Below are 26,632 nucleotides of genomic sequence, written 5' to 3'. Positions count from 1 at the left end.
GATGATCTGAAGCAACTCGCTGTCGAAACCTACATAACTCTTTGTTTACCAAGGAGTTTTCCGTTTCGACTGCGCCGGAAGTGGGGCGAATTATAGACTTCCAGAATCTGCCGTCAACACCTTTTTTCACAATACTGTCATATCGGTCAAAAAAGCCCTGAAAAGCAAAGGCCGGCCCCAAGGGGCCGGCCTTCTACTTACCGAACCTACAAGCTAGGAAAGGCAAACTGCGACGCCTCATGACTGGCCCGTTGCGGCCAGCGCTGGGTAATCGCCTTGCGACGCGTATAGAACCGCACCCCATCCGGCCCATAGGCATGCAAGTCGCCAAACAGCGAGCGCTTCCAGCCACCAAAGCTGTGATAAGCCACCGGCACCGGCAACGGCACGTTGACGCCAACCATACCCACTTCAATTTCGTCACAGAACAACCGCGCCGCCTCACCGTCACGGGTGAAGATACAGGTGCCGTTGCCGTACTCGTGATCGTTGATCAACTGCATGGCCGCTTCCAGGCTGTTCACCCGAACCACACACAGCACCGGCCCGAAGATCTCTTCTTTATAGATGCGCATCTGCGGGGTCACGCGGTCGAACAAACTGCCCCCCAGGAAGAAGCCATCTTCATTACCGGCAATACTCAGGCCACGACCATCGACGACCAACTCAGCACCCGAAGAAACGCCGTCCTCTATATAGCCACTGACTTTATCGCGCGCCTGGCCAGTGACCAGCGGCCCCATGTCCAATCCACACGTGGTGCCCGCACCAATCTTCAGCGCCTTGATCTGCGGCACCAGCTTGGCGACCAATGCGTCAGCCACCTGGTCGCCGACACACACGGCAACAGAGATCGCCATGCAACGCTCACCGCACGAACCATACGCCGCGCCCATCAAGGCACTGACAGCGTTATCGAGATCCGCATCCGGCATCAGCACCGCATGGTTCTTCGCCCCGCCCAACGCCTGTACACGCTTGCCGCGCTTGGTGGCTTCGGAATAGATGTACTCGGCGATCGGCGTCGAGCCGACAAAGCTCAACGCCTTGACTTCCGGCGCTTCGATCAACGCATCCACCGCGCCTTTATCGCCATGCACCACACTCAGCACGCCTTTAGGCAGGCCAGCTTCCTGCAACAACTGTGCAATCAGCAGCGTCGAGCTTGGATCACGCTCCGACGGCTTGAGGATGAAGCAGTTACCGCAGACGATCGCCAGCGGATACATCCACAAAGGCACCATCGCCGGGAAGTTGAACGGCGTAATACCGGCCACCACACCCAACGGCTGGAAGTCAGACCAGGCATCGATATTCGGGCCAACGTTACGGCTGTACTCGCCCTTGAGGATTTCCGGCGCCGAGCACGCGTACTCCACGTTCTCGATCCCGCGCTTGAGCTCACCGGCCGCATCTTCCAGGGTCTTGCCATGCTCTTCGCTGATCAGCTGGGAGATACGCGCTTCGTTCTGCTCAAGCAATTGCTTGAAACGAAACATCACCTGGGCACGCTTGGCCGGTGGCGTGTTACGCCAGGCCGGGAAAGCCGCCTTGGCCGAATCGATGGCGCTTTGAATGGTTTCACGGCTGGCCAACGGCACCTGGTGAATCACCTGGCCAGTCGACGGGTTGTACACGTCGGCAGTGCGACCGTTTTCGGTGACCAATTGGCCGTTGATCAAATGCTGGATGAGGCTCATGCAGGGCTCCTGAAAAGTTGTTCTATATAGAAGGAGAAATCAGTCGATCTTGTTCAGCACTTCGCCGACCGCATCGAACAAGCGATCCAGGTCCTGCGGCTTGCTGTTGAAGGTTGGGCCGAACTGCAGGGTGTCGCCGCCAAAGCGCACGTAGAAGCCGGCTTTCCACAAGGCCATGCCCGCTTCGAACGGACGCACGATGGCATCACCATCACGCGGGGCAATCTGGATCGCACCGGCCAGGCCATAGTTACGAATGTCGATCACGTTCTTGCTGCCCTTCAGGCCGTGCAGCGCATTCTCGAAATGCGGTGCGACTTCGGCCACGCTCTGCACCAGGTTTTCCTTCTGCAGCAGGTCGAGTGCCGCCAAGCCAGCCGCGCAGGCAACCGGGTGGGCCGAGTAGGTGTAGCCGTGCGGGAACTCCACCGCGTACTCAGGCGTCGCCTGATTCATGAACGTCTGATAAATCTCGGTGCTGGCAATCACCGCGCCCATCGGGATCGCGCCGTTGGTGACTTGCTTGGCAATGCACATCAGGTCCGGGGTCACACCGAAGCTGTCAGCACCAAACATCGAACCGGTACGACCGAAGCCGGTGATCACTTCGTCGAACACCAACAGGATGTTGTGCTGATCGCAGATCTCACGCAGACGCTTCAGGTAACCCTGCGGCGGAACCAGCACGCCGGCAGAGCCCGCCATCGGTTCAACAAACACTGCGGCGATGTTCGACGCATCGTGCAACTCGATCAGCTTGAGCAGCTCGTCCGCCAAGGCAATCCCGCCCAGCTCCGGCATGCCACGGGAGAACGCATTGCTCGCCAGCAGGGTGTGAGGCAGATGGTCAACATCCATCAGCCCCTGACCAAAAATCTTACGGTTACCGTTCACGCCGCCCAGGCTGGTACCGGCGATGTTCACACCGTGATAACCACGGGCACGGCCGATCATCTTGGTCTTGGTCGCCTGGCCTTTCAGGCGCCAGTACGCACGCACCATCTTCACCGCGGTATCGGCGCACTCGGAGCCGGAGTCGGTGAAGAACACATGGTTCAGGTTGCCCGGCGTCAGGTCGGTAATCTTTTCTGCCAGCTGGAACGACAACGGATGACCGTATTGGAAGCCCGGCGAGTAGTCCAACGTACCCAACTGCTTGGAGACCGCTTCCTGGATTTCCTTGCGAGTGTGCCCGGCGCCGCAGGTCCACAGACCCGACAGCGAGTCATACACCTTGCGCCCCTTGTCATCGGTCAACCAGCTGCCTTCGGCCGCCACGATCAGGCGCGGGTCACGATGGAAGTTACGGTTGGCGGTGTACGGCATCCAGTGCGCGTCCAGCTTCAATTGGCTGGCCAGGGTGGACGGAGCGTTTTCGGGCATGTTCATGAGCAAAACCTCGCAAGGCAAAAGGCAGCGTCGGGATTGAAAAGCGTTGTTGCAGCTAAATTGCCACGGGGATAAAGTCGGTGAAATCCAACTCTTCTAACCTTCAGTCAGGCCTTCACTAAACTATGAGCAGCCGTCGACCCGACCCACTGGCCCAAGTCAGCGACTTCGATATCCGCCTGTTGCGCATCTTTCGCAGTGTGGTGGAGTGCGGTGGCTTCTCGGCGGCGGAAACCGTACTGGGGATTGGCCGCTCGGCCATCAGCCAGCAGATGAGCGATCTTGAACAGCGCCTTGGCCTGCGCCTGTGCCAACGCGGGCGGGCGGGGTTTTCCCTGACCGAGGAGGGACGCGAGGTGTACCAGTCGGCGTTGCAGCTGCTCAGCGCCCTGGAAAGTTTTCGCACCGAGGTCAACGGCCTGCACCAACACTTGCGCGGCGAACTGATCATCGGCCTGACCGACAATCTGGTCACCCTGCCCCACATGCGCATCACCCACGCCCTGGCACAGTTGAAGGAGCGCGGCCCGGATGTACAGATCCAGATCCGCATGATCGCCCCCAATGAAGTCGAACAAGGGGTGCTCGACGGTCGCCTGCATGTCGGCGTAGTCCCCCAGGCCAGCGCCTTGTCGGGACTTGAATACCAGCCGCTGTACAGCGAACGCTCGCTGCTCTATTGCGCAGTGGGCCACCCGCTGTTTTACGCCGACGACAAGCAACTGGACGACGACCGCGTCAACAGCCAGGACGCCATCGCCCCGACCTTCCGCCTGCCCGCGGATATCCAGGCGCACTACCAGGCACTCAATTGCACCGCCAGTGCCTCGGACCGCGAGGGCATGGCCTTCCTGATCCTGACCGGCCGCTACATCGGCTACCTGCCCGACCACTACGCCAGCCTGTGGGTACAACAAGGCCGACTGCGCGCGCTGAAACCGGCTACACGTTTTTACGATTTGAGCCTCGCTTCGGTCACGCGCAAGGGCCGCCGCCCTCATTTGGTGCTGGAAAGCTTCCTCGAAAGTCTGGCCGCAACGCGCTAACACGGGCCTTACAGAAAAACCTGAGCAACTGGACAGCTTTTTGCAAGACAAGGGGATCTCGAACCGCCAGCCATGAGTTCCCCGCCATGCCGCCAGAATCCAACACCCCCAGCGACCTGATCTACGGCCTCAACGATCGGCCCAAACCTTTGCCTGCATTGCTTGCCGCGTTGCAGCATGTGTTGGCTGCCTTCGTCGGCATCATCACCCCGCCGCTGATCATCGGCTCTACCCTGGGCCTGACCGCCCACCTGCCCTACCTGATCAGCATGGCATTGATGGTTTCCGGTGTGGGCACCTTCATCCAGGCGCGCAGGCCGTTTGGCATTGGCGCCGGGATGATCTGCCTGCAGGGCACCAGCTTCGCGTTTCTCGGCGCCGTATTGTCGGCCGGGTTTCTGGTCAAGCAACGCGGCGGCAGCCCGGAAGACATCCTGGCGATGATTTTCGGTATCTGCTTCTTCGGCGCCGCAGTGCAGGTCGTGTTGAGCCGTTTCATCGGTCAGCTCAAAAGGGTAATCACGCCGCTGGTGACCGGCATCGTCATCACACTGATCGGCATCAGCCTGATCAAGGTCGGTATCACTGACCTTGGAGGCGGCTTCAATGCCCCGGACTTCGGCGCGCCAACCAACCTGGCACTCGGCCTGTTCGTGGTACTAACCATCATCCTGCTGAACCGCTCGAACACGCCATGGGTACGGCTCTCCGCCATCATCATCGGCCTCGCACTGGGCAGCCTCGCCGCCTGGTTCAGCGGCAAGTTGGTGCCCCAAGCCTTGCCTGATTTGCCATTGATCAGCCTGCCTACACCGTTCCACTTCGGTTTCAACTTCGATTGGAGCGCTTTCCTGCCGGTAGCACTGATTTATCTGATCAGCACCATCGAAACCGTCGGCGACCTCACTGCCAATTGCATGATCGCCCGCCAGCCCATCAGCGGCCCTTCCTATATAAGCCGACTCAAGGGTGGCGTACTGGGAGATGGCATCAGTTGCATGATCGCAGCCACCTTCAGTGCCTTTCCCAACACCACATTCGCCCAGAACAACGGCGTGATCCAGCTGACCGGCGTGGCCAGCCGTTACGTCGGCTTGTACATCGGCGCGGTACTGTTTTGCCTCGGGCTGTTTCCGTTGATTGGTGCGGTGCTGCAGCAAATCCCCAAGCCGGTGCTGGGCGGCGCAACCCTGGTGATGTTCGGCAGCGTAGCGGCGGCCGGCGTGCGCATTCTCGCCCAGGCCCCGCTGGATCGGCGCAGCATGCTGATCATCGCCACCTCGTTCGGCGTCGGCCTGGGGATCGCGGCGCAACCGAACCTGCTGCACCTGATGCCAACCCTGGTGCAGAACCTGTTCGACTCGGCCATCACCAGCGGCGGCCTGACCGCCATCGTATTGTGCCTGCTGCTACCTGAAGCCAAGGCTCCCGTGGATGCCGCAAACCGGACCCTGGAAAGCGACACTCTGGAGCCGCTTTAAGGGTTTTATCGTATCGGGACTTGTCTGGGGCTTGAGGGTGGGTTATCTGTGCACACGTCGCCTTCATCGATCTGCACGGAAACCTCCATGAGCCTCGAAGTTCCTGCCCACAGCAACCACGCCGGAAAACCTGCAAGCCGCATTCGCCAAAAGAACGAACAAGCGATTTTGCAGGCCGCCGAAGACGAGTTCGCCCGTCATGGCTACAAAGGCACCAGCATGAACACCATCGCGGCGAGTGCCGGGTTGCCGAAAGCCAACTTGCACTACTACTTCACCAACAAGCTGGGCCTGTACATCGCGGTGCTCAGCAACATCCTCGAATTGTGGGACAGCACCTTCAACACCCTGACCGCCGAGGATGACCCGGCGGCCGCCCTGACCCGCTATATCCGCACCAAGATGGAATTCTCCCGGCGCCAGCCACAAGCCTCGCGGATCTTCGCGATGGAGATCATCAGCGGCGGTGAGTGCCTGACCGAATATTTCAGCCAGGACTACCGCGCCTGGTTCAGCGGCCGTGCGGCGGTATTCCAGGCCTGGATCGACGCCGGCAAGATGGACCCTATCGACCCGGTGCACCTGATCTTCCTGCTGTGGGGCAGCACCCAGCATTACGCCGACTTTGCCACCCAGATCTGCCGCGTGACCGGGCGCACCAAGCTGACCAAGCAGGACATGGAAGACGCCGGCACCAACCTTATCCACATCATTCTCAAAGGCTGTGGCATCAAGCCGGCCCTCTAAACGAAGTTACCCATGCCTTTCACGCTTACCGGCCTTTGCGAGTTTCGCGAAGAAATTCGCAAAAGCCGCTTCATTACCCTCGCCGCCCCGATCAGCAGCCCCCAGGACGCCCAGGCCTTCATCGACCAGCACAGCGACCTGAACGCCACGCACAACTGCTGGGCCTGGAAACTCGGCGATCAATACCGCAGCAACGACGACGGCGAACCCGGCGGGACGGCCGGGCGCCCGATCCTGGCCGCGATCGAAGCGCAGGATTGCGACCAGGTCGTGGTGCTGGTGATCCGCTGGTACGGCGGCATCCAACTGGGCACCGGCGGCCTGGCCCGCGCCTATGGCGGCGGCGCGAACAAATGCCTGCAAGCCGCCGAACGCGTCGAGCTGATCAAACGGGTGCCGCTGAGCTGCTCCTGTGGTTTTGCCGAGCTGCAGTTGGTGAAGCTGCGAGTGGCCGAACTGGGTGGGCTGGTGATGGAAGAAACCTTCACCGCCAATGGCGTCGACCTGCAGTTGGCCCTCGGCGAGGCACATATCGACACCCTGCAAGCGCAGCTCGCCGACCTGAGTCGCGGGCGCATTCTGCTGGAGCGCTGAAACTGCCCACATCTACTGTGCACCTGCCTGTGGATAACCTGAGCACACTCGCCTGTAACCCTTCTGTCACAAGGGTTTCAGACGGTTGTACAGTTTTTGTTCAAGGCACTGCACGAAAGTATTAATCCAGCTCAAAAACAGTCAGTTAGGCGGGTTATGTCCTTTAGAACAAAGGGCCACAGCGCTTATATCCACCGGTCACGCTTGCGCACAATTACTGTGGAGCAACCTGTGGATAACCCGTGCAAGAGTGACCCCGCAGCAGAGCCTGCAACGTTCCGGCACAACTGAGCATTTTTTGATCAACTTGCTACTCGTCGCACCGGTATCAACTGAGCCACCGCCCACAGCACTTCAAACACCACGACAATCACCAATACAGTACTGGCACCATGGGCCAGCGCGTAGATCTGCCAGGTGGCAAACAGCACTCGGCCGGCGGCGTCGTAGCGGCCAAAGATCGCTTGTGGGTCGCGGATTCGTAGCACCGACCACACGCAGACAATCGAGCCCATCAGGTTCGCCATCAACATATGCACAGGCGCGAACGGCGGCAGCTCGCCGGGCAGGTTCAACGCCACCAGGGCGTTATGCAGCAGGACAAACGTCCAGGGTGTGACCAGTGCGGCGGTGACGATCAGGTCGTACCAACCGCTGGCCCGAACCAGTCGACGGTATTGGTGTGCGGTCCACATAGCCGTAAGCTCCTTAAATTCAAGAAGCCAGCAGGCTAAAGCCTGGAGTATGCTCCAGGGTCAAGCCCCCTTGAGCCCTCTACATGCGTATCGGCGAATTAGCCCAGGCCAGCCAGGTCAGTCGCGACACCCTGCGTTTCTACGAGCAACGCGGGCTGATTGCCGCGCAACGCAGTGCCAACGGTTACCGTGACTACCCCGCCGACATGGTGCAACTGGTGCTGTACATCAAGACCGCCCAGCGCCTGGGCTTCAGCCTGGGTGAAATCGGCAACAGCGTCGGCGCATTATGGCAAGCTCCAGACCCCGACAGCGCCGTGACCCAGCTCCTGCAAGACAAGCTCAACCTGATCGAAACCCGCATCGCCGAACTCGACCAACTGCGCCAGGAGTTGCAGCAAAGGCTCGGCCAGCGTTGTCCACTGAACCCGTGAACCTCCACCGTCAAAGGAAGCCATTCATGTCCACTTCAAAAACCGCACTGATTATCGGCGCCTCCCGGGGCCTGGGCCTTGGCCTGGCCAAGCAACTGCTGGCGGACGGCTGGGAGGTGACCGCCACCGTGCGCGACCCGCAAAAGGCCGATGCCTTGAAGGCCTTGGGCGAGGTGCAAATCGAAAAGCTCGACATGGATGACCAGCAGGCGGTAATCGCCCTCAGCCAGCGCCTCAAGGAAAAAACCTTCGACCTGCTGTTCGTCAACGCAGGTGTCAAAGGCCCGGCCAACCAGGAACCGGGCCACGCCACCCTGGCTGAAGTCGGCCAACTGTTTTTCACCAACGCCGTGGCGCCGATCAACCTGGCCCAGCGTTTTGTCGGGCAGATCCGCCCAGGCACCGGCGTGCTGGCCTTCATGAGTTCGATCCTGGGCAGTGTCACCATTCCCGACGGCTCGGACCTGGCGCTGTACAAGGCCAGCAAGGCCGCCCTCAACTCCATGACCAACAGCTTCGTCACCCAATTGGGCGATCAGAAACTGACCGTGCTGTCGTTGCACCCGGGCTGGGTGAAGACCGACATGGGTGGCGAAAACGCCCACATCGACGTGCCCACCAGCGTGCGCGGCCTGGTTGACCAGGTGAATGCCTACACCGGCAAGGGCGGCCATCACTTTGTGGACTACAAGGGCGACACCATCGCCTGGTAAAAAAACCGGGATCGTTATCGGCCGATTGCCGTCGATAACGATCCACACGTAAACTGCGCACCTCGCCCTCCCCGGCGACCCTGGATCAGCAGACAGGGCAACACTGAGCTGGCAAACCTGAACCCATCATTCAGAGGAGCCGGCCAATGCCTGCGACCCGTATCTGGTTAAAAAACCCCCTCGCGATTTTCACTGCCAATGGCCTCGACGCCCGTGGCGGCCTGGTGCTGCAAGACGGTGTGATCACCGAAGTGCTGGGCTGGGGCCAAGAACCCGCCGTGCCCTGTGGACAAGTATTCGATGCCCGCGAGCATGTCGTCCTTCCTGGACTCATCAACACCCACCATCACTTCTATCAAACCCTGACCCGCGCCTGGGCGCCGGTGGTCAACCAGCCGCTGTTTCCCTGGTTGAAAACCCTGTATCCAGTCTGGGCCCGACTCACCCCGGAAAAACTCGCCCTGGCGAGCAAAGTGGCCCTGGCCGAACTGCTGCTCTCGGGCTGCACCACGGCGGCAGACCACCACTACCTGTTCCCGGACGGCCTGGAACAGGCGATCGACGTGCAGGTCGACAGCGTACGCGATCTGGGCATGCGCGCCATGCTCACGCGCGGCTCCATGAGCCTGGGCGAGGCCGACGGAGGGCTGCCACCGCAACAAACCGTGCAGCAAGGCGAAGTGATTCTGGAAGACAGCCGCCGCCTGATCCGCCAGTACCACGAGCGCGGTGACGGCGCACAAATCCAGATCGCCCTGGCGCCCTGCTCGCCGTTTTCCGTCACCCCGGAAATCATGGAAGCCAGCGCCGAGCTGGCCAACAACCTCGACGTGCGCCTGCATACCCACCTGGCGGAAACCCTCGACGAAGAAGACTTCTGCCTGCAGCGTTTCGGCCTGCGCACCGTGGATTACCTCGACAGCGTCGGCTGGCTAGGCCCGCGCACGTGGCTGGCCCACGGGATTCACTTCAACCCTGAAGAAATCGCACGCCTCGGAGCTGCCGGTACCGGTATCTGCCATTGCCCGAGCTCGAACATGCGCCTGGCTTCCGGGATATGCCCAACGCTGGACCTGCTGGCCGCCGGCGCACCGATTGGCCTGGGGGTGGACGGTTCTGCATCCAATGATGCATCGAACATGATCCTCGAAACGCGCCAGGCCCTGTACATCCAGCGCCTGCGTTACGGGGCAGAGAAGATTACCCCGGAACTGGTGTTGGGTTGGGCGACAAAAGGTTCGGCGCAGTTACTCGGTCGCAGCGACATCGGCGAACTGGCCGTAGGCAAACAGGCCGACCTGGCGTTGTTCAAGCTCGATGAACTGCGCTTCTCCGGCAGCCATGACCCGATCTCGGCGCTGCTGCTGTGCGGCGCCGACCGAGCGGACCGGGTGATGGTCGGCGGCAAATGGCGGGTGATCGACGGGCAGGTCGAGGGCCTGGACCTGAAAGGCTTGATTGCCGATCACAGCCAGGCGGCGCGGGAACTGATCAACCGGACTTAACTGAAGAAACACTTTTCAAATGTGGGAGCGGGCTTGCTCGCGAATGCGTTGGGTCAGTCAACATATCTGGCGACTGACACTCCGTATTCGCGAGCAAGCCCGCTCCCACACAAGCCCGGTTTCCACAATTATTTCTGCGGTGTTTTCAGGATTGGTTACAGTCCAAGCAGCGACAGCATGATAAACGTCGCAAACAACACAAAATGGGTCATCCCTTCGATGGCGTTGGTTTCGCCATCGTTGAGGTTGATCGCACTGACAATCAGCGTGATAAACACCATCACGGTCTGCACCGGCGTCATCGCCATCTGAAACGGCTGGCCGGTGTACAAGGCCATGGCTTCCATCACCGGTACGGTCAAAATCACCGTCGACAGAGAAGCCCCCAGCGCGATGTTCACCACCGACTGCATGCGGTTGGCCAGCGCTGCGCGCAACGCCGTCAAAATCTCCGGGGCGGCGGAAATCGCGGCCACGATGATCGCCGTGATCACAGGTGGGGCACCCGTTCCTTCCAGGCCCAGGTCGAGGGTCTTGGACATCACCTCAGCCAACGCGCCAATCACGATCACGCCAAACACCAAAGTCCCGATGGAAAACGCCAGGCTGATCGGCGGCGACTCTTCTTCCGGCTGTTTCTTGCGGCGTTTTTCCGGGTAGCTGTAGCTGAAGAAATAACTGTGGGGCCCCACCTGCATCCGCAGGAACAACGTGTACAGCACCACCATCGCGCCAATGGTGAAGGCCGAGTAAATTTTCCAGTCGGCCTCGGGGATAAATTCCGGCACCACCATCGACACACCCATGGCGGTAAGGATCATCACGCTGTAGGTGCGCGCCGAATCGTCGTTGTAGGACTGTTCACCATGCTTGATGCCGCCCATCAGCGCGGCCAGGCCGAGGATGCCGTTGATGTCGAGCATCACCGCCGAATAAATGGTGTCGCGCACCAGGGTCGGCGAGGGCTCGTTGCTCATCATGATCGCCAGGATCACCACTTCCACCAGCACGGCGGCGAGGGTCAGGATCATGGTGCCGTAGGGGTCGCCGACCTTTTCCGCCAGTTGCTCGGCGTGATGGGCCACGCGCATCGAGGCCACGACGATAAAGCCGATCAGCGCTATGCCAGCCAACAGCGCCACCATCTGCCCGCTGTGCAGCATCCAGTGCTCCAGCGGGTAGGCAGCGATGGCGGCAATCAGCGCCAGCAGCATGAATTTTTCTTGCTTGATAGATGTGAGCATTGCAGGCCTTTTGAACGCGGCGAATCCGTCATTGATGGGGTACAGACTGCACCGCGCCGCTAACGTTTCGTTACACCTTAGTTCATGCACTGCTTGCACGGTGCCTGTGGATGCTCACCGCTTGGTCAGGTTTTGCCGATTATTTCGGCGTGCGCCTGTAGAATGCCGCCATTGCACCTGATGAGAATTTATAAATGTACGATTGGCTCAACGCCCTGCCCAAGGCTGAATTGCACCTGCACCTGGAAGGCTCGCTGGAGCCTGAGCTGCTGTTCGCCCTGGCCGAACGCAACAAGATCGCGCTGCCGTGGAACGACGTCGAAACCCTGCGCAAGGCCTACGCCTTCAACAACCTGCAAGAGTTTCTCGACCTCTACTACAAGGGCGCCGATGTACTGCGCACTTCCCAGGATTTCTACGACCTGACCTGGGCCTACCTGCTGCGCTGCAAGGCGCAGAACGTGATCCACACCGAACCGTTCTTCGACCCACAGACCCACACCGACCGTGGCGTACCGTTCGAAGTGGTGCTCAACGGCATTGCCGCCGCCTTGAAAGACGGCGAGCAACAACTGGGCATCACCAGCGGTTTGATCTTGAGCTTCCTGCGCCACCTGAGCGAAGAAGAAGCCGAAAAAACCCTCGACCAGGCGCTGCCGTTCCGTGATGCGTTTGTTGCCGTGGGTCTGGACAGTTCGGAAATGGGTCACCCGCCGAGCAAGTTCCAACGCGTGTTCGACCGTGCCCGTCACGAAGGTTTCCTGACCGTCGCCCACGCCGGCGAAGAAGGCCCGCCGGAGTACATCTGGGAAGCCATCGACCTGCTGAAAATCCAGCGTATCGACCATGGTGTACGCGCCATTGAAGACGAACGCCTGATGCAGCGGATCATCGACGAGCAGATCCCGCTGACGGTGTGCCCGCTTTCCAACACCAAGCTGTGCGTGTTCGACGACATGTCCCAGCACAACATCCTCGACATGCTCGAGCGTGGGGTGAAGGTCACGGTGAACTCGGATGACCCGGCGTACTTCGGCGGTTATGTCACCGAGAACTTCCATGCGCTGTACACCTCGCTGGGCATGACCCAGGACCAGGCCAAACGCCTGGCGCAAAACAGCCTGGATGCACGGTTGGTCAAGCCTTAATCACCGACCGGTCTGGCGAGCCGGGCAATTTCCAGTTGCCCGGCTTCACTGACCTGCAACGCCTGGGACTCATTGATCACGCTGACCCAGTTCGACTGCAGGCACAACTGCAACAACGCGGCCCCCAACGCACCGCCCAGGTGTGGCTGCTGTTCGCTCCAATCAAAACAATCGCACACGATCGGCTGAGCCAGTGCCTGGGTAAAAATCCCCAGCGCTGCGAATTTGCGCGCACCTGACGGCGTCACGTCCGTACGCTGTTCCGCGCGCTCGATCCACCCGGCCGCCATCATCCGTTGATACAAACCCGCTGCCAGCTCGCCCCCCAGGTGACCATGGCACAGCCGCGCTCGCCGTAAAGCCGCAGGCGCAGTCAATGACCGCGAATGAATGGGCGTGCTGCGGGCGACGCTGGCCATCGTGGTGCAGGCCAATGCATCCACGGCGGCCGCCACATCGGCGGCGGCCACCCGGAAAAAGCGTTTGCCGCTGCGGGCTTCGACACGCAGCAGGCCACCGGCCGTCAATCGCGTCAGATGCGCATTCGCCGAGGCCGATGACAGCCCGGCAAGTGCCGCCAACTCATCGGAGGGTTTGGCCGAGCCGTCCATCAATGCCCACACCATCGCGGTGCGTTTCGGGTCGGCCAGCAAGGTGGCGATCTGACTGATGCAAGGTGCCTGTTCCATGTGCTCATTCACTCCCTGTTGAATCATTTGTCTGCTGCGTCTGGCGGAAAAGTATAAGCGTGAAAACGCCGGGTTCCGTGCCGTCTTACAGCGCAACCAAGGACAGAAGCTGAAGGAAATTTCCCGATATCCCCGGGCTTATGGTGTAGAGGCTGATCGCTCCGGCAATTGCGCAGTCAATGTCGCACAACGGGCAACGAGCATTTCCCGCAGAAGATTGATCGGCTTGCTCAGTTGCGCGCGATGGGCACACAACAGATTGAGCGGCGTACGTTCGCCCCGCAGCTCCGGCAGGATCAGCCGCAGGCGCCCCGCCAGCACATCCGAGCTGACATCCAGCCAGGACTTGTAGGCGATACCTACCCCCGCCACCGCCCAGCGTCGCACCACATCGGCATCATCACTGAAGCGGTCACCGGTCACCGTCAGGCCGACATCACGCTTGCCATCGTTAAACCCCCAATGGTCATGCACCCGGCTGCCGAGCATGTACAGCAGGCAATTGTGCTGGGTCAGTTGCTCCAGGTGGCGCGGCTCGCCGTGCCGCGCCAGATAGCTGGGAGCAGCGCAGAGCACGCGGCAGTTGTCCGGGGCGATGGGCAACGCGATCAGGCTGGAGTCTTCGGGTTCGCCGTAGCGCAGGGCGATGTCCACCGGCTGGCGGAACAGGTCGGCAATCCGGTCGCCCAACAACAGGCGTACGCTCAGGTCGGGGTATTCGCGCTGGAACTCATCGAGCCAGGGCAACAACTGGTTACGGCCAAAGTCCGACGGCGCCGAGAGTTGAAGCACCCCGCTGACCTGATCCTGGCCGCTGGCCAACAACCGCCGGCCTTCATCCAGGCTGCTCAAGGCGGCCCGGGCGTACTCCAGGAAGCCTTCGCCCTCGGCCGTGAGGCGCAGGCTGCGGGTGGAACGCGCCAACAACCGTGCGCCCAACTGCTGCTCGATGCGCTTCAACGCCGCGCTGGCCACCGCCGCCGACATGTCCATCACCCGTGCTGCCGCCGAAAGGCTGCCCAGGTCTGCCGCACGCACAAACAACTGCAAGTCATCAAAACGCAGCACGCCGACCGCCCATTATCAAAAAAGCATTGAAAGAGACTGCTCTTTTAGCGGGTTTTATCTTCCAGAGAAATAGCCAATCATCTGTCCATCCCGTTCATCACGTGTCTGGAGTCGAATATGTCTGCTGCCTTTAACGTCATCGCCACGCTGATCGCCAAACCCGGCCAACAGGCCACCCTGGAAACCCTGCTGCGCGAGCTGCTGGAACCGACCCGCATCGAAGCCGGCTGCCAGCAGTACGACCTGCACCAGGACCTGCAACACCCCGAGACCTTCTACATGCTCGAACGCTGGAGTGACGACGCCGCACTGGCCGACCACGACCAGAGCGCGCATATCCAGAATTTCCGCACCAAGGCTGCCGACGTGCTTGAGCATTTCGAACTCAAGCGCCTGAAGTTTATTGCCTGATCAACCGCCCCCTTTTTTGGAAACCATCATGAAAGCCATCGCCTACTACGCCGCACTGCCGATCAACGATCCAAAATCCCTGCAAGACATCGAACTGCCCGAACCGGTCGCCGGCCCCCGCGACCTGCTGGTGGAAGTCAAAGCCATCTCGGTGAACCCGGTGGACACCAAGGTGCGCCAGAACGTCGCCCCGGAAAACGGCGCGGCCAAAGTGCTGGGCTGGGACGTGGCCGGTGTGGTCAAGGCCGTGGGCAGCGAAGTCAGCCTGTTCAAGGTCGGCGACAAGGTGTTCTACGCCGGCTCCCTGGTACGCCCCGGCGGCAACAGCGAACTGCACACTGTCGATGAGCGCATCGTCGGCCATATGCCGAAAACCCTGGGTTTTGCCGACGCTGCTGCACTGCCGCTGACCGCCATCACCGCCTGGGAATTGCTCTTCGAACGCCTGCAAGTGCGTGAAGGCAAGGCCGATGAAGGCCAGAGCCTGCTGATTGTCGGTGCTTCGGGTGGTGTGGGATCGATCCTGACCCAACTGGCGAAACAGCTCACCGGCCTGAAAGTCATCGGCACCGCCTCCCGTCCTGAAACCCAGGCATGGGCCAAGGACCTGGGCGCCGACCTGGTGATCGACCACAGCAAACCGTTGAGTGAAGAGCTGAAAAACGCCGGCCATCCGCAGGTGAACTACGTCGCCAGCCTGACCCAGACCGACCAGCACCTGGACCAACTGGTGGAAGCGCTGATTCCCCAAGGCAAACTGGCGCTGATCGACGATCCAAAGGCATTGGACGTAAGCAAGCTCAAGCGCAAGAGCCTGTCGCTGCATTGGGAGTTCATGTACACCCGCTCGATGTTCGAGACCAGCGACATGATCGAGCAGCACAACCTGCTCAATCGCGTCGCCGAACTGATCGACGCCGGTACTCTGAAAACCACCGTGGGCGAGCACTTTGGCGTGATCAACGCGGCCAACCTGCGCCGTGCCCACGAACTGCTGGAAAGCGGCAAGGCCAAGGGCAAGATCGTGCTGGAAGGGTTCTAACGAAAGGTTCTGTCAGTGTCGTCTGTTATTCATGTGAGTAATGGACGACACCGCTAGTCAGAGACTTGATCCTTGTCATATTTGTGAGCGTATTCGGGTTTATATTGGCCGCCTTTGCCACGCAATTTACGTGAGGAAGTCAGCAATGAAGATCCTGATAAAAGCGCTAGCAAGATCCGAAGGCAACAAATGGCAGGTCCGTCTCGACCAGAACGCCTTTACCTTCCGCAGTGAGGCCGAGGCCCGCGCGTTTGCCGACACCCTGCAAACCCGTATCCAGGCGCCTCACCGATTCCCCGAAAGCCAGCAGCGCTCTGCTGGCTGATCCTGATCAGTCCGCCGCTTGCAGTGCCCGTTGGCGCTGCAGGCGCCGGGTCAGCATCGCGAACGTTACGGCCAATACGCCACACAAGCTGATGACCATTGCCATCGGCATCGCCGTGCCGTCGTGCAGCACGCCGACCAACGACGCTGCGCCTGCGGCCACACCAAACTGAATGCAACCGAGCAACGCCGACGCGCTGCCCGCCCGAGCGCCCTGCCCGCTCATGGCGCAGGCCGAGGTATTGGGCAAAATGCAGCCCAGGCTGGCGATGCAGATAAACAGCGGTACCAGCAGTGGCCATAAAGCGTCCGTACGCAGCGCAGTAATTGCCAGCAACGACAGACCCGCCGCCAGGTAAACCCACACCGTGCGCGACAGCAAAAATGCCGGGCCACGCGACGCGAGCAAACGCGCATTGACCTGTGCCACCAGGATAAAGCCCGCGGCATTCGAGCCGAATACCCAGCCGTAGTGTTCGGCGGGCACGCCATAGAGCTTGATAAAGACGAAGGGCGAGCCCGCGATGTAGGCAAACATACCGGCAATCGAGATGCCGCCGGTCAAGGCATAGCCCAGGTACACCCGGTCCGACAGCAACCGGCCGTACTGGCGCAGTGCGCCTGACAGCGGCTGGCGCGGTTGATGGGCCGGGAAGCTTTCCGGCAGCCCGACTGCTACCGCAATGGCCGCCATCACACTGAACACCGTCAGCGCCAGGAAGATCGACTGCCAGCCCCAGACGCCAACCATCACCCCGCCCGCCAGCGGCGCGAGGATCGGCGCCAGCCCGGTGACCAGCATCAGTTGGGAAAACACCTTGGCCGAGCCCACCGCGTCGCATTTATCGCTGACCACCGCCCGCGAGATCACCATGCCCGCGCAGCCGCCCAGAGCCTGGACGAAACGCGCGCCGATCAGCCATTCCAGGGACGGCGCGTACGCACAGGCGAAGGAGGCCAGGGTAAACAGGGTGACGCCGCTGAGCAGCGGCCCGCGCCGGCCAAAACGGTCTGCCAGCGGTCCATAGATCAACTGGCCGATCGCCAGGCCCGTGAAGTACACGGCCAAGGTCAGCTGAATATGTTTTTCGTCGGTGCCGAATGCCACGGCCATGGCCGGGAAACCCGGCAGGTAGAAGTCGATGGCCAGCGGCGCGAACGCGCTCAAGGCCCCCAAGATCAGGATTATACGAAGGTTCATCAGGCACCCAGGTGAGTCGGCAGCCCGACAGTCTAGCCGGGCGCGGGTGCCTTGAACATTAAGTTAGCTCGCTAACTATTCAAAAAGTCAGGCGAGCTTGGCGCTGTAGCCTTCTTCACTGATCAGGTTGATCACCTCTGCCGGCGACAGCAGGCTGCTTTCCACGCCGACTTCCTTTGTCGCGAGGTCGACGCGCACGCTGGCCGCCGGGTCCTTATCCTGCACCGCCTGGGTTACCGAGCGGACACAGTGGCCGCAGGTCATTCCTTCAACGCTGAATACTTGCATGACATGACTCCTTTAATGAGGTTGCCCGCAGTGTTGACCTTGCCATGATGGCAAGGTCAAGTTCTGAAAACATCGGCCGGGCTGGCATTCATTCGCGCCCTCGGCCAAGCTGCACTTATCCACGATGTGAACCTCGGAGAATTCGCCATGCGCTGGTCATTTTTTGGCCTTGTCAGCCTGATGGGCTTTTTTGCTGCTGTGCCACCGGCCAGCGCAGATGAAGATTATGCGGTGCTGATCATTTCCCGGGAGCGCCTGGAAGTGCCGACCAACTGCGAGATTGGCTTGTACATCCAGGACCAGTTGGCCGGGCGGCTGTTCCAGGAGCAGGCCACCTCCTTCAACTTGCCGGCCGGGAATGTGTCGTTGCGCCTGAAGTTGTTGCCGGGGCAATCCCAGGGTTGCTTGCCGGGCATGCTCGCGCCACCGGCGCAAAACATTACGTTGAAGGCGGGTGACGTGCGCAAGTTGCGTATCGCGCAAGGGCCGGACGGCATGTACCTGAAACCGGCCGCACTGGAATACTGAAACATTGATCTAACGCCTTGACCTTCCCCACAGGTCAAGGTTGATCCTAGGGGCAATCTCTCCTGGAGTACTGCCCATGAACGGATCCACCACCTTCGACCTGCCGATCAGCGGCATGACCTGCGCCAGCTGCGCCGGGCGGGTTGAACGGGCACTGGGCAAAGTGCCCGGGGTGCAAAGTGTCAGCGTCAACCTGGCCAACGAACGCGCCCACATTGAAGTGCTCGGCCAGATGGACCCCGGCGTGCTGATCGCCGCCGTCGACAAGGCCGGCTACACCGCCACCCTGCCCCAAAGCGAAACCGCCACCCAGGCCAGCCAGGAACAACGCCTGAGCCATGAACGCTGGTCGCTGCTGCTGGCAATCCTGCTCGCCGCGCCGTTGGTGCTACCGATGCTGGTGCAACCGTTCGGGCTGCACTGGATGCTCCCGGCCTGGGTGCAATTTGCCCTGGCCACCCCGGTGCAATTCATCTTCGGTGCGCGCTTCTATATCGCGGCCTGGAAAGCCGTGCGCGCCGGAGCGGGCAATATGGACCTGCTGGTCGCCATCGGCACCAGCGCCGGTTACGGCCTGAGTATCTATGAATGGCTCACGGCGTCCGCCGGCACAATGCCCCACCTGTATTTCGAAGCCTCGGCGGTGGTGATCGCCCTGGTGCTGCTGGGTAAATACCTGGAAAGCCGCGCCAAGCGCCAGACCGCCAGCGCCATCCGTGCCCTGGAAGCCTTGCGCCCCGAGCGAGCGATTCAAGTAATCGACGGCCGCGAGCAGGACGTCGCCATCACCGCCCTCAAGCTGAATGACCTGGTGCTGGTCAAACCCGGCGAACGCTTCCCGGTGGACGGCGAAGTGGTCGAAGGCCAAAGTCACGCCGACGAAGCCTTGATCAGCGGTGAAAGCCTGCCGGTGCCGAAGCAGCCTGGCGACGCAGTCACCGGCGGCGCCATCAACGGCGAAGGCCGGCTGCTGGTGCGTACCCTGGCCCTCGGCGCGGAAAGCGTGCTGGCGCGGATCATCCGCCTGGTGGAAGACGCCCAGGCCGCCAAGGCACCGATCCAGAAACTGGTGGATAAAGTCAGCCAGGTGTTCGTGCCGGTGGTGCTGGTGCTGGCCTTGGCCACGCTGGTCGGCTGGTGGCTGTATGGCGCACCGCTGGAGGTCGCGCTGATCAATGCCGTGACCGTATTGGTGATCGCCTGCCCTTGCGCCCTTGGCCTGGCCACACCTACCGCCATCATGGCCGGTACCGGCGTTGCCGCCCGCCACGGCATCCTGATCAAGGACGCCGAAGCCCTGGAGCGCGCCCATGAAGTCAGCGCCGTGGTGTTCGACAAGACCGGCACCCTGACCTCCGGCGCACCAAAGATTGCGCACCTGGCCGCCATTGACGGCAATCAAGGGGCGCTGCTGCAACAGGCCGGCGCGCTGCAGCGCGGCAGTGAACACCCATTGGCCAAGGCGGTGCTGGATGCCTGTGCCGAACAAGGTTTGAACGTCGCGGATGTCAGCGCCAGCCAGTCCCTTACCGGGCGTGGCATTGCAGGCATCCTAGATGGCCGGCAACTGGCGCTGGGCAACCGTCGCCTGCTGGAAGAAACCGGCTTGAGCACCGGTGATCTCGCCGACTCGGCCAGTGCGTGGGAGGCCGAAGGCCGCACCTTGTCCTGGCTGATCGAGCAAGGCCCGCAGCCCCGCGTGCTGGGTTTGTTTGCCTTCGGTGACACGCTTAAACCGGGCGCCCTGCAAGCGATACAAGCACTCAAGGCTCGGCATATCAGCAGCCACCTGCTGACCGGCGATAACCGTGGCAGCGCCCGCGTGGTGGCCGAAGCCCTGGGCATCGATGATGTGCACGCCGAGGTGTTGCCTGCGGACAAGGCGGCTACCGTCGCCGAGCTGAAAAAGACCGGCGTGGTGGCAATGGTCGGCGACGGCATCAACGACGCACCGGCCCTGGCCGCGGCCGACATCGGCATCGCCATGGGCGGCGGTACCGACGTGGCGATGCACGCGGCAGGTATTACCCTGATGCGCGGCGATCCACGGCTGGTGCCGGCAGCCCTGGAAATAAGCCGCAAGACCTATGCGAAAATTCGACAGAATCTGTTCTGGGCCTTTGTGTATAACTTGATCGGCATTCCGCTGGCGGCGTTCGGCCTGCTCAACCCGGTGATGGCTGGCGCGGCCATGGCCCTGTCCAGTGTCAGCGTGGTGAGCAACGCACTGCTGTTGAAAACCTGGAAACCCAAGGACCTGGAGGACGAGCGTCCATGAACATCGGCCAAGCAGCACGCCAAAGCGGCCTGAGCGCGAAGATGATTCGTTACTACGAGTCCATCGGCTTGTTGAAAGCCGCCCATCGCACCGACAGCGGCTACCGCATTTATGGCGTCGATGACTTGCACACCCTGGCGTTTATCAAGCGCTCGCGGGACCTGGGGTTTTCCCTGGAAGAGGTCGGCAAGTTGCTGACGCTGTGGCAGGACCGGGGACGCGCGAGTGCCGACGTCAAGGCGCTGGCCCGCCAGCATATCGATGAGCTGAACCAGAAGATCCTCGAGCTGGGGCAATTGCGCGATACGTTGCAAGACCTGGTGGAACACTGCCAGGGTGACCATCGGCCGGATTGCCCGATTCTCAAGGAGTTGGCGTCGGGCAGTTGTTGCACCTGAGCAAGTTTAACCAGGCATGCACGGAACCTAATGTGGGAGCGGGCTTGCTCGCGAATGCGGAGTGTCAGTCAATACATCAGTTGACTGAACCAGCGCTTTCGCGAGCAAGCCCGCTCCCACATTTGGATATCCACTCGCCGTTGGATCACTGCATCCAGAGCGGCGGTGGCGGTTCTTCCGACGCTTTGCTCGGTGGCGCATCGTCTGCCGCACGAGTTGCTGACCCTCTGGCAGGACCGGGGCCGTGCGAGTGCCGACCTGAAGGCGCTGGCCCGCCAGCATATCGATGAGCTGAACCAGAAGATCCGCGAGCTGGGGCAATTGCGCGATACGTTGCAGGACCTGGTGGAACACTGCCAGGGTGACCATCGGCCGGATTGCCCGATTCTCAAGGCGTTGGCGTCGGGCAGTTGTTGCACCTGAGCAAGTTTAACCAGGCATGCACGGAACCTAATGTGGGAGCGGGCTTGCTCGCGAATGCGGAGTGTCAGTCAATACATCAGTTGACTGAACCAGCGCTTTCGCGAGCAAGCCCGCTCCCACATTTGGATATCCACTCGCCGTTGGATCACTGCATCCAAGGCGGCGGTGGCGGCTCTTCCGACGCCTTGCTCGGTGGCGCATCGTCTGCCGCGCGAATCGCCTGGCGACGCTCTTCATCGAGCCGCGCCGCTTCGATCTCGCGGATAACACCGCCCACGTCAGCCAGCTCTTCCGGTTCGTCGAACTCGCCGGTCAACACACTGGCCGGGTGCAGAGTGCCGGCTTCATACAGCGCCCACATCTCCTTGGCGTACTTGGTCTTCTTCAATTCCGGGGCAAAGCGCCCGAAGTAGGAAGCCATGTTGCCCACATCCCGTTCCAGCATGCTGAACGCGTGGTTGTTGCCCGCTGCATCCACCGCCTGAGGCAGGTCGATGATCACCGGGCCCGTCGGCGTCAGCAGCACGTTGAACTCGGAAAGGTCACCGTGCACCAGGCCGGTACACAACATCAGCACGATCTGGGTAATCAGGAAGGCGTGGTATTCACGGGCCTGGTCCGGCTCCAGCGTCACGTCGTTCAACCGTGGCGCCGCGTCGCCGTATTCATCGGCCACCAGCTCCATCAGCAGCACGCCTTCGAGGAAGTCGTACGGCTTGGGCACGCGAACACCCGCACCGGCCAGGCGAAACAGCGCCGCTACCTCAGCGTTCTGCCAGGCATCTTCGGTTTCTTTCTTGCCGAACTTGGAGCCCTTGGCCATGGCCCGGGCCTGACGGCTGTTGCGGACCTTGCGGCCTTCCTGGTATTCGGACGCCTGACGAAAACTTCGTTTATTCGCCTCCTTGTAGACCTTGGCGCAACGTAACTCGTTGCCGCAGCGCACCACGTAAACAGCTGCTTCTTTACCACTCATGAGTGGGCGCAGCACCTCGTCGACCAGACCGTCCTCGATCAGGGGTTCAATGCGTTTAGGAGTCTTCATCAGCTTTTATTGTGGGTCCTTTATTACCAAACACGCGTATGGCACTCGTTATACGGCAATCCTCTCGCCGCGGGGAGAGGGTACCGACCTTTGACCGCTTAAGAATGCATCCAATATGCCAAATTGACCGGCGGCCCGATCATAGCCGAGATCAGCGCTCAATAATCGCGGTGACGCCCTGGCCCCCGGCGGCGCAGATCGAGATCAGGCCCCGGCCCTTGCCGGCTGCGTCCAGCAGCTTGGCCAGGTTGGCGACGATCCGCCCGCCCGTGGCAGCAAACGGATGGCCGGCGGCCAATGAGCTGCCCTTGACGTTCAAGCGGCTGCGGTCGATAGAGCCCAGCGGTGCATCCAGCCCCAGGCGGGTCTTGCAGTATTCCGGATCTTCCCAGGCTTTCAGCGTGCACAACACTTGGGCAGCAAAGGCTTCGTGAATCTCGTAGTAATCGAAGTCCTGCAGGGTCAGGCCATTCCTCGCCAGCAGGCGAGGCACGGCGTACACCGGCGCCATCAGCAGGCCTTCGGCGCCGTTGACGAAATCCACCGCCGCCGCTTCGCCATCGCGCAGGTAGGCGAGAATCGGCAAGCCGCGCTCCTTGGCCCAGGCTTCACTGCCCAGCAGCACCAACGAGGCGCCATCGGTCAGCGGCGTCGAGTTACCGGCGGTGAGGGTGCCCTTTTCACTGCGCTCGAAGGCGGGCTTGAGGCTGGCGAGTTTTTCCAGGGTCAGGTCGGGGCGCAGGTTGTTGTCGCGGGTCAGGCCAAGAAAGGGCGTGAGCAAATCGTTTTGCCAGCCTTCGGCGTAGGACGCGGCCATTTTCTGGTGGCTTTCCAGCGCCAACTGATCCTGCTCGGCGCGGGGGATCTGCCAGGTCTGCGCCATCAACTCGCAATGCTGGCCCATGGACAACCCGGTGCGCGGTTCGCCGTTGCGCGGCAGCTCCGGCTTGAGGTGATGGGGACGAAGTTGTAACAAGACTTTAAGTTTATCCGCCATGGATTTGCTGCGATTGGCTTGCAGCAGGATTTTGCGCAGGCCCTCATTCACCCCGATAGGCGCGTCGGACGTGGTGTCGACGCCGCCGGCAATCCCGCTTTCGATCTGCCCCAGCGCAATCTTGTTCGCCACCAGCAACGCGGCTTCCAGCCCCGTGCCACAGGCCTGCTGAATATCGTAGGCCGGGGTTTGCGGCGACAGGCGCGAGCCCAGCACGCACTCGCGGGTCAGGTTGAAGTCGCGGGAATGCTTGAGCACCGCCCCGGCGGCCACCTCGCCAATACGCAGGCCGTGCAGGTTGTAGCGTTCGATCAGGCCTTCGAGGGCGGCGGTCAACATCGCCTGGTTGCTCGCCGTGGCGTAAGGGCCGTTGGAGCGGGCGAAGGGGATGCGGTTACCGCCAATGATCGCTACACGGCGCAATTGAGTCATGGAAAGCTCCCTTGAGGTTATGGGGTGAATCTCTGAGCCTAGCCTAGGCTCAATCGAACGACTTTCACCTATTGATGGTCCACCGTTTGAACCCCAGCACTCGGAGAGCGTTCCATGTCTGACCGTTATATCGACTTCGCCAACTCCAGCCTCGGCCATCGCCTGGTCGCCGCCATTGGCCTGCCGTCACCGGTACGCCTGGAACGCTGGCAGGCCGGACGCCTGCGTCCGATGGAGGGTGCGCTGCTGATCGGCGGCGGCCCGCTGGCGACAAAAATCCTGCCGTTCGCCAACAAGCTGACCGACGCTATCTATAGCTACGGCACCGAACCGTCGACGGCAACCACCTGGATTCCCGGCCACGGGCCCAAGCTCAAGGCCGTGGTATTTGACGCCAGCCAACTGCAGCACACCGATCAACTCAAACAGCTGCGGGAATTCTTTCAGCCGCTGATGAAAAATCTCGATCACAGCGCGCACCTGGTGATCCTTGGCCGCGCCCCGGAAAGCCTCGGCGACCCGTTTGCCGCCAGTGCCCAACGGGCCCTTGAAGGCTTCAGCCGGTCGCTGGCCAAAGAGCTGCGCAGCGGCGGCGTCCTGCAATTGCTGTACGTGGGCGACGGGGCCGAGGATCAATTGGAGGGTGCGTTGCGGTTCTTCCTCTCGCCGAAAAGTGCCTATATCTCCGGCCAGGTCATTCGCCTGAACCCTTGCGCGACCCAGGTCGCGGACTGGACGCGCCCGCTCGCCGGGCACAAGGCCCTGGTGACCGGCGCCGCCCGCGGCATCGGTGCCTCGATCGCCGAAACCCTGGCCCGCGACGGTGCCGAGGTGATCCTGCTGGACGTGCCACAAGCCAAGGCCGACCTCGATGCCCTGGCCGCGCGCCTGGGCGCCCGCAGCATCGCCCTGGATATCTGCGCCGAAGACGCCGCCACCCAACTGATCGAACACCTGCCGGACGGCATCGACATCGTGGTGCACAACGCCGGCATCACCCGCGATAAAACCCTGGCCAACATGACGCCGGAATATTGGGACGCAGTCTTGGCGGTCAATCTCAACGCGCCGCAAGTGCTGACCAAGGCGCTGCTGGACAGCGGCACCCTGCACGACAACGGTCGCGTGGTGCTGCTGGCATCCATCAGCGGCATCGCCGGCAACCGCGGGCAAACCAACTACGCCGCGAGCAAGGCTGGGCTGATTGGCCTGGCCCAGGCCTGGGCGCCGTTGCTCGGTGAGCGCGGGATCAGCATCAATGCCGTGGCCCCCGGTTTTATCGAAACCCAGATGACCGCACACATTCCCTTCGCCCTGCGTGAGGCCGGGCGCCGCATGAGTTCGCTGGGCCAGGGCGGCTTGCCCCAGGACGTCGCCGAGGCGGTGGCCTGGCTCGGCCAGCCGGGCTCGGGCGCGGTCAGCGGGCAGGCACTTCGGGTGTGCGGGCAAAGTCTATTGGGAGCGTAAGCATGGAGTGGCACACATTAGGCAGCACCCCGTTCCTGCCGCCGCTGTATTGGCGCGCGGCACTCAAGCGCAAGATCACCGGCACCACGCTGCCCGAGCAAGGGTTGCGCTGCCGGGTCAGTGTGAACCCCAGGGAAGTGGCGGCCTATCGCAAGGTCTGCGGGTTTGCCGACAGCCCGGTCTTGCCGGCCACCTATCCGCATATCCTGGCATTCGGCCTGCAGATGCAATTGCTCACTGACAAGGCGTTTCCTTTCCCGCTGCTGGGATTGATCCACCTGAGCAACCGGATCCGCATCCTGCGCCCGTTGGGCGGTGTGAGTGACGTGACGGTCGGCGTTTACGCGCAGAATTTGCAGCCCCATGCCAAGGGCGCGACATTCGATATTGTGACCACAGTCGAAGATTCACTGGGGCTACTGTGGGAAGCGCAAAGCCGGATGCTCTGTCGCGGTGTGAAACTCGATGGCGCAGCAACGGACAACCCGCTGCAACCCCCTGCCGCTGTCGCCGAACTGACCCGCTGGAAAGCCCCCGCCGATGTTGGCCGCCGCTACGCCCGGGTGTCCGGCGACTACAACCCGATTCACTTGAGCGCCCTCACTGCCAGGTTATTCGGCTTTCCCCAGGCCATCGCCCATGGGCTGTGGAACAAGGCCCGCACACTGGCGGCACTGAGTGAGCATTTGCCAGCCGCCAATCTCGAGATAGATGTCGAGTTTAAAAAGCCGGTGCGTTTGCCCAGTGAGGTAACGTTGTTCACGAGCGCCCCCGGCTCCAGCGGTGAGCTGCAACTTAAAGGCGCCGGGGACATTGAACACATGGTCGGCCGCTGGCGGCCCATCGCCTGATAAATTGTATATATACATCTTAAGTTATAGCGAGCTATCGATAGCTCGCTACTCTTATCAACTCATTGATTTTAATAAACTTACAACTTAAACACCGCCGCCTTCTACACCCTTGGTATTAGTCGTTAAGCAAACTAACTCTTCGTGTATATAAATCGTTAATACCAAGTTGAGCGTTGCGAGAGCGCGCACCCGGGACTGTTATAGCCATAACGGACGAATGTATCGCTGTCCCTAGAAACAGCGAACTTCGAAAACAACAAAGGCTGTACCAGGTGCAAGGAACTCAATCATGAAAACTCAAGTCGTGTTGTGGAAAGCAAGTACCGCGCTGGCCCTGATTCTGGCAGTAAGCCTCGGAGGCTGCAGCAGCGGTGGTGGTGGTCATCACAGTAGCGTCGCAGCCTCCTCTCCGGATGCTGGCGGCGGTACTGGCGGTGGAACAGGTGGAGGCACCGGCGGCGGTACCGGTGGTGGCACTGGCGGCGGCACTG

At 61.3% G+C, this 26,632-nt stretch carries 26 protein-coding genes and 2 pseudogenes; 18 read left to right on the top strand and 10 right to left on the bottom strand.

Annotated elements, in window-relative coordinates; genetic code table 11:
• Window positions 1-206: 206 nt before the first annotated feature.
• Together HX817_RS02820 and HX817_RS02815 are read right to left on the bottom strand one after the other, a co-directional pair.
• A complete protein-coding gene (locus HX817_RS02820) occupies window positions 207-1,700 on the bottom strand; it encodes a CoA-acylating methylmalonate-semialdehyde dehydrogenase (RefSeq protein WP_003211182.1) in 1,494 nt (497 codons plus the stop codon).
• A gap of 39 nt (window positions 1,701-1,739) precedes the next feature.
• Window positions 1,740-3,089 carry an aspartate aminotransferase family protein gene (locus HX817_RS02815; protein WP_008430786.1) on the bottom strand — a complete coding sequence of 450 codons (1,350 nt, stop codon included), beginning with the start codon at window positions 3,087-3,089 and terminating at the stop codon, window positions 1,740-1,742.
• A gap of 125 nt (window positions 3,090-3,214) precedes the next feature.
• On the opposite strand from HX817_RS02815, the gene HX817_RS02810 reads away from it, so the two are divergent.
• The 4 genes from HX817_RS02810 (at window position 3,215) to HX817_RS02795 (ending at window position 6,957) form a co-directional block, all read left to right on the top strand.
• Complete coding sequence (locus HX817_RS02810) at window positions 3,215-4,135, top strand: LysR family transcriptional regulator (RefSeq protein WP_087693467.1); 921 nt, start codon at window positions 3,215-3,217, stop codon at window positions 4,133-4,135.
• Between the two features lie 86 nt (window positions 4,136-4,221).
• Complete coding sequence (locus tag HX817_RS02805) at window positions 4,222-5,616, top strand: uracil-xanthine permease family protein (protein ID WP_003211176.1); 1,395 nt, start codon at window positions 4,222-4,224, stop codon at window positions 5,614-5,616.
• An 87-nt stretch (window positions 5,617-5,703) separates the two neighbouring features.
• Complete coding sequence (locus tag HX817_RS02800; protein WP_003211175.1) at window positions 5,704-6,363, top strand: TetR/AcrR family transcriptional regulator; 660 nt, start codon at window positions 5,704-5,706, stop codon at window positions 6,361-6,363.
• A 12-nt stretch (window positions 6,364-6,375) separates the two neighbouring features.
• Window positions 6,376-6,957, top strand: coding sequence for a YigZ family protein (locus HX817_RS02795; RefSeq protein WP_102368022.1), 582 nt, complete (start codon window positions 6,376-6,378; stop codon window positions 6,955-6,957).
• Window positions 6,958-7,259: 302 nt separating this feature from the next.
• On the opposite strand, the gene HX817_RS02790 is transcribed toward HX817_RS02795, so the two are convergent.
• Entirely contained in the window at window positions 7,260-7,652 is a 393-nt protein-coding gene (locus tag HX817_RS02790; protein ID WP_003211172.1) for a hypothetical protein, read from the bottom strand.
• An 83-nt stretch (window positions 7,653-7,735) separates the two neighbouring features.
• Between HX817_RS02790 and HX817_RS02785 the strand changes: the two genes are divergently transcribed.
• The 3 genes from HX817_RS02785 (at window position 7,736) to HX817_RS02775 (ending at window position 10,304) form a co-directional block, all read left to right on the top strand.
• Complete coding sequence (locus tag HX817_RS02785) at window positions 7,736-8,086, top strand: MerR family transcriptional regulator (protein WP_003211171.1); 351 nt, start codon at window positions 7,736-7,738, stop codon at window positions 8,084-8,086.
• A gap of 26 nt (window positions 8,087-8,112) precedes the next feature.
• A complete protein-coding gene (locus HX817_RS02780) occupies window positions 8,113-8,799 on the top strand; it encodes an SDR family oxidoreductase (RefSeq protein WP_003211169.1) in 687 nt (228 codons plus the stop codon).
• A 146-nt stretch (window positions 8,800-8,945) separates the two neighbouring features.
• Entirely contained in the window at window positions 8,946-10,304 is a 1,359-nt protein-coding gene (locus HX817_RS02775; protein ID WP_177039742.1) for an 8-oxoguanine deaminase, read from the top strand.
• 155 nt (window positions 10,305-10,459) lie between these two features.
• On the opposite strand, the gene HX817_RS02770 is transcribed toward HX817_RS02775, so the two are convergent.
• Entirely contained in the window at window positions 10,460-11,548 is a 1,089-nt protein-coding gene (locus HX817_RS02770; RefSeq protein ID WP_177039741.1) for a calcium:proton antiporter, read from the bottom strand.
• Between the two features lie 194 nt (window positions 11,549-11,742).
• On the opposite strand from HX817_RS02770, the gene HX817_RS02765 reads away from it, so the two are divergent.
• A complete protein-coding gene (locus tag HX817_RS02765; protein WP_008430770.1) occupies window positions 11,743-12,696 on the top strand; it encodes an adenosine deaminase in 954 nt (317 codons plus the stop codon).
• On the opposite strand, the gene HX817_RS02760 is transcribed toward HX817_RS02765, so the two are convergent.
• Window positions 12,693-13,385: a helix-turn-helix transcriptional regulator gene (locus HX817_RS02760; RefSeq protein WP_177036398.1), complete on the bottom strand. Its 693-nt coding sequence runs from the start codon at window positions 13,383-13,385 to the stop codon at window positions 12,693-12,695. The two genes, HX817_RS02765 and HX817_RS02760, sit on opposite strands and share 4 nt — an antisense overlap.
• 138 nt (window positions 13,386-13,523) lie before the next feature.
• On the bottom strand, window positions 13,524-14,453 hold the full coding sequence (locus HX817_RS02755; RefSeq protein WP_087693475.1) for a LysR family transcriptional regulator: 930 nt from the start codon (window positions 14,451-14,453) through the stop codon (window positions 13,524-13,526).
• Between the two features lie 117 nt (window positions 14,454-14,570).
• On the opposite strand from HX817_RS02755, the gene HX817_RS02750 reads away from it, so the two are divergent.
• The 3 genes from HX817_RS02750 (at window position 14,571) to HX817_RS02740 (ending at window position 16,231) form a co-directional block, all read left to right on the top strand.
• The gene (locus HX817_RS02750; RefSeq protein WP_003211158.1) at window positions 14,571-14,864 is read left to right on the top strand and encodes a putative quinol monooxygenase; all 294 of its coding nucleotides are present in this window, start codon (window positions 14,571-14,573) and stop codon (window positions 14,862-14,864) included.
• 28 nt (window positions 14,865-14,892) lie between these two features.
• Window positions 14,893-15,906 (top strand): zinc-binding alcohol dehydrogenase family protein, encoded by a 1,014-nt coding sequence (locus HX817_RS02745; protein ID WP_003211156.1) that lies wholly within the window; start codon window positions 14,893-14,895, stop codon window positions 15,904-15,906.
• A 145-nt stretch (window positions 15,907-16,051) separates the two neighbouring features.
• Window positions 16,052-16,231 (top strand): hypothetical protein, encoded by a 180-nt coding sequence (locus tag HX817_RS02740; RefSeq protein WP_003211153.1) that lies wholly within the window; start codon window positions 16,052-16,054, stop codon window positions 16,229-16,231.
• Window positions 16,232-16,237: 6 nt separating this feature from the next.
• Here HX817_RS02740 and HX817_RS02735 read toward each other — a convergent pair whose 3' ends face one another.
• Together HX817_RS02735 and HX817_RS02730 are read right to left on the bottom strand one after the other, a co-directional pair.
• On the bottom strand, window positions 16,238-17,431 hold the full coding sequence (locus HX817_RS02735) for a multidrug effflux MFS transporter (RefSeq protein ID WP_087693476.1): 1,194 nt from the start codon (window positions 17,429-17,431) through the stop codon (window positions 16,238-16,240).
• A gap of 87 nt (window positions 17,432-17,518) precedes the next feature.
• A complete protein-coding gene (locus tag HX817_RS02730; protein ID WP_003211150.1) occupies window positions 17,519-17,719 on the bottom strand; it encodes a heavy-metal-associated domain-containing protein in 201 nt (66 codons plus the stop codon).
• 147 nt (window positions 17,720-17,866) lie between these two features.
• Between HX817_RS02730 and HX817_RS02725 the strand changes: the two genes are divergently transcribed.
• The 4 genes and pseudogenes from HX817_RS02725 to HX817_RS02710 form a co-directional block, all read left to right on the top strand.
• Complete coding sequence (locus HX817_RS02725; protein WP_087693477.1) at window positions 17,867-18,247, top strand: hypothetical protein; 381 nt, start codon at window positions 17,867-17,869, stop codon at window positions 18,245-18,247.
• Window positions 18,248-18,323: 76 nt separating this feature from the next.
• Entirely contained in the window at window positions 18,324-20,525 is a 2,202-nt protein-coding gene (locus tag HX817_RS02720; protein ID WP_177039740.1) for a cation-translocating P-type ATPase, read from the top strand.
• Window positions 20,522-20,923: a Cu(I)-responsive transcriptional regulator gene (gene cueR, locus HX817_RS02715; RefSeq protein WP_177039739.1), complete on the top strand. Its 402-nt coding sequence runs from the start codon at window positions 20,522-20,524 to the stop codon at window positions 20,921-20,923. Before HX817_RS02720 ends, cueR begins: the two co-directional genes overlap by 4 nt.
• Window positions 20,924-21,136: 213 nt before the next feature.
• Window positions 21,137-21,346 (top strand): annotated as a pseudogene (locus HX817_RS02710) (MerR family DNA-binding protein); the annotation flags it as partial.
• A 145-nt stretch (window positions 21,347-21,491) separates the two neighbouring features.
• On the opposite strand, the gene HX817_RS02705 reads toward HX817_RS02710, so the two are convergent.
• Both HX817_RS02705 and HX817_RS02700 read right to left on the bottom strand, forming a co-directional pair.
• The gene (locus HX817_RS02705; RefSeq protein ID WP_008438985.1) at window positions 21,492-22,391 is read right to left on the bottom strand and encodes a PA4780 family RIO1-like protein kinase; all 900 of its coding nucleotides are present in this window, start codon (window positions 22,389-22,391) and stop codon (window positions 21,492-21,494) included.
• Between the two features lie 151 nt (window positions 22,392-22,542).
• Window positions 22,543-23,820 carry an acetyl-CoA C-acetyltransferase gene (locus tag HX817_RS02700; RefSeq protein ID WP_087693751.1) on the bottom strand — a complete coding sequence of 426 codons (1,278 nt, stop codon included), beginning with the start codon at window positions 23,818-23,820 and terminating at the stop codon, window positions 22,543-22,545.
• Between the two features lie 114 nt (window positions 23,821-23,934).
• Here HX817_RS02700 and HX817_RS02695 point away from each other — a divergent pair, with 114 nt between their 5' ends.
• From HX817_RS02695 to HX817_RS31240, 3 genes and pseudogenes are all read left to right on the top strand, one after another.
• Window positions 23,935-25,287, top strand: a complete 1,353-nt coding sequence (locus tag HX817_RS02695) for a 3-oxoacyl-ACP reductase (protein WP_177039738.1) — start codon at window positions 23,935-23,937, stop codon at window positions 25,285-25,287.
• A 2-nt stretch (window positions 25,288-25,289) separates the two neighbouring features.
• Window positions 25,290-26,138, top strand: coding sequence for a MaoC family dehydratase (locus HX817_RS02690; protein WP_177039737.1), 849 nt, complete (start codon window positions 25,290-25,292; stop codon window positions 26,136-26,138).
• Between the two features lie 292 nt (window positions 26,139-26,430).
• A pseudogene (locus HX817_RS31240) lies at window positions 26,431-26,632 on the top strand (hypothetical protein); the annotation flags it as partial.

Origin of the sequence: Pseudomonas sp. C6002 (assembly GCF_013385805.1) — a bacterium.
Taxonomy (GTDB): Bacteria; Pseudomonadota; Gammaproteobacteria; order Pseudomonadales; family Pseudomonadaceae; genus Aquipseudomonas.
The sequence above is the reverse complement of the archived record's forward strand: the minus strand, read 5'-3'. Positions and strand labels throughout refer to the sequence as shown.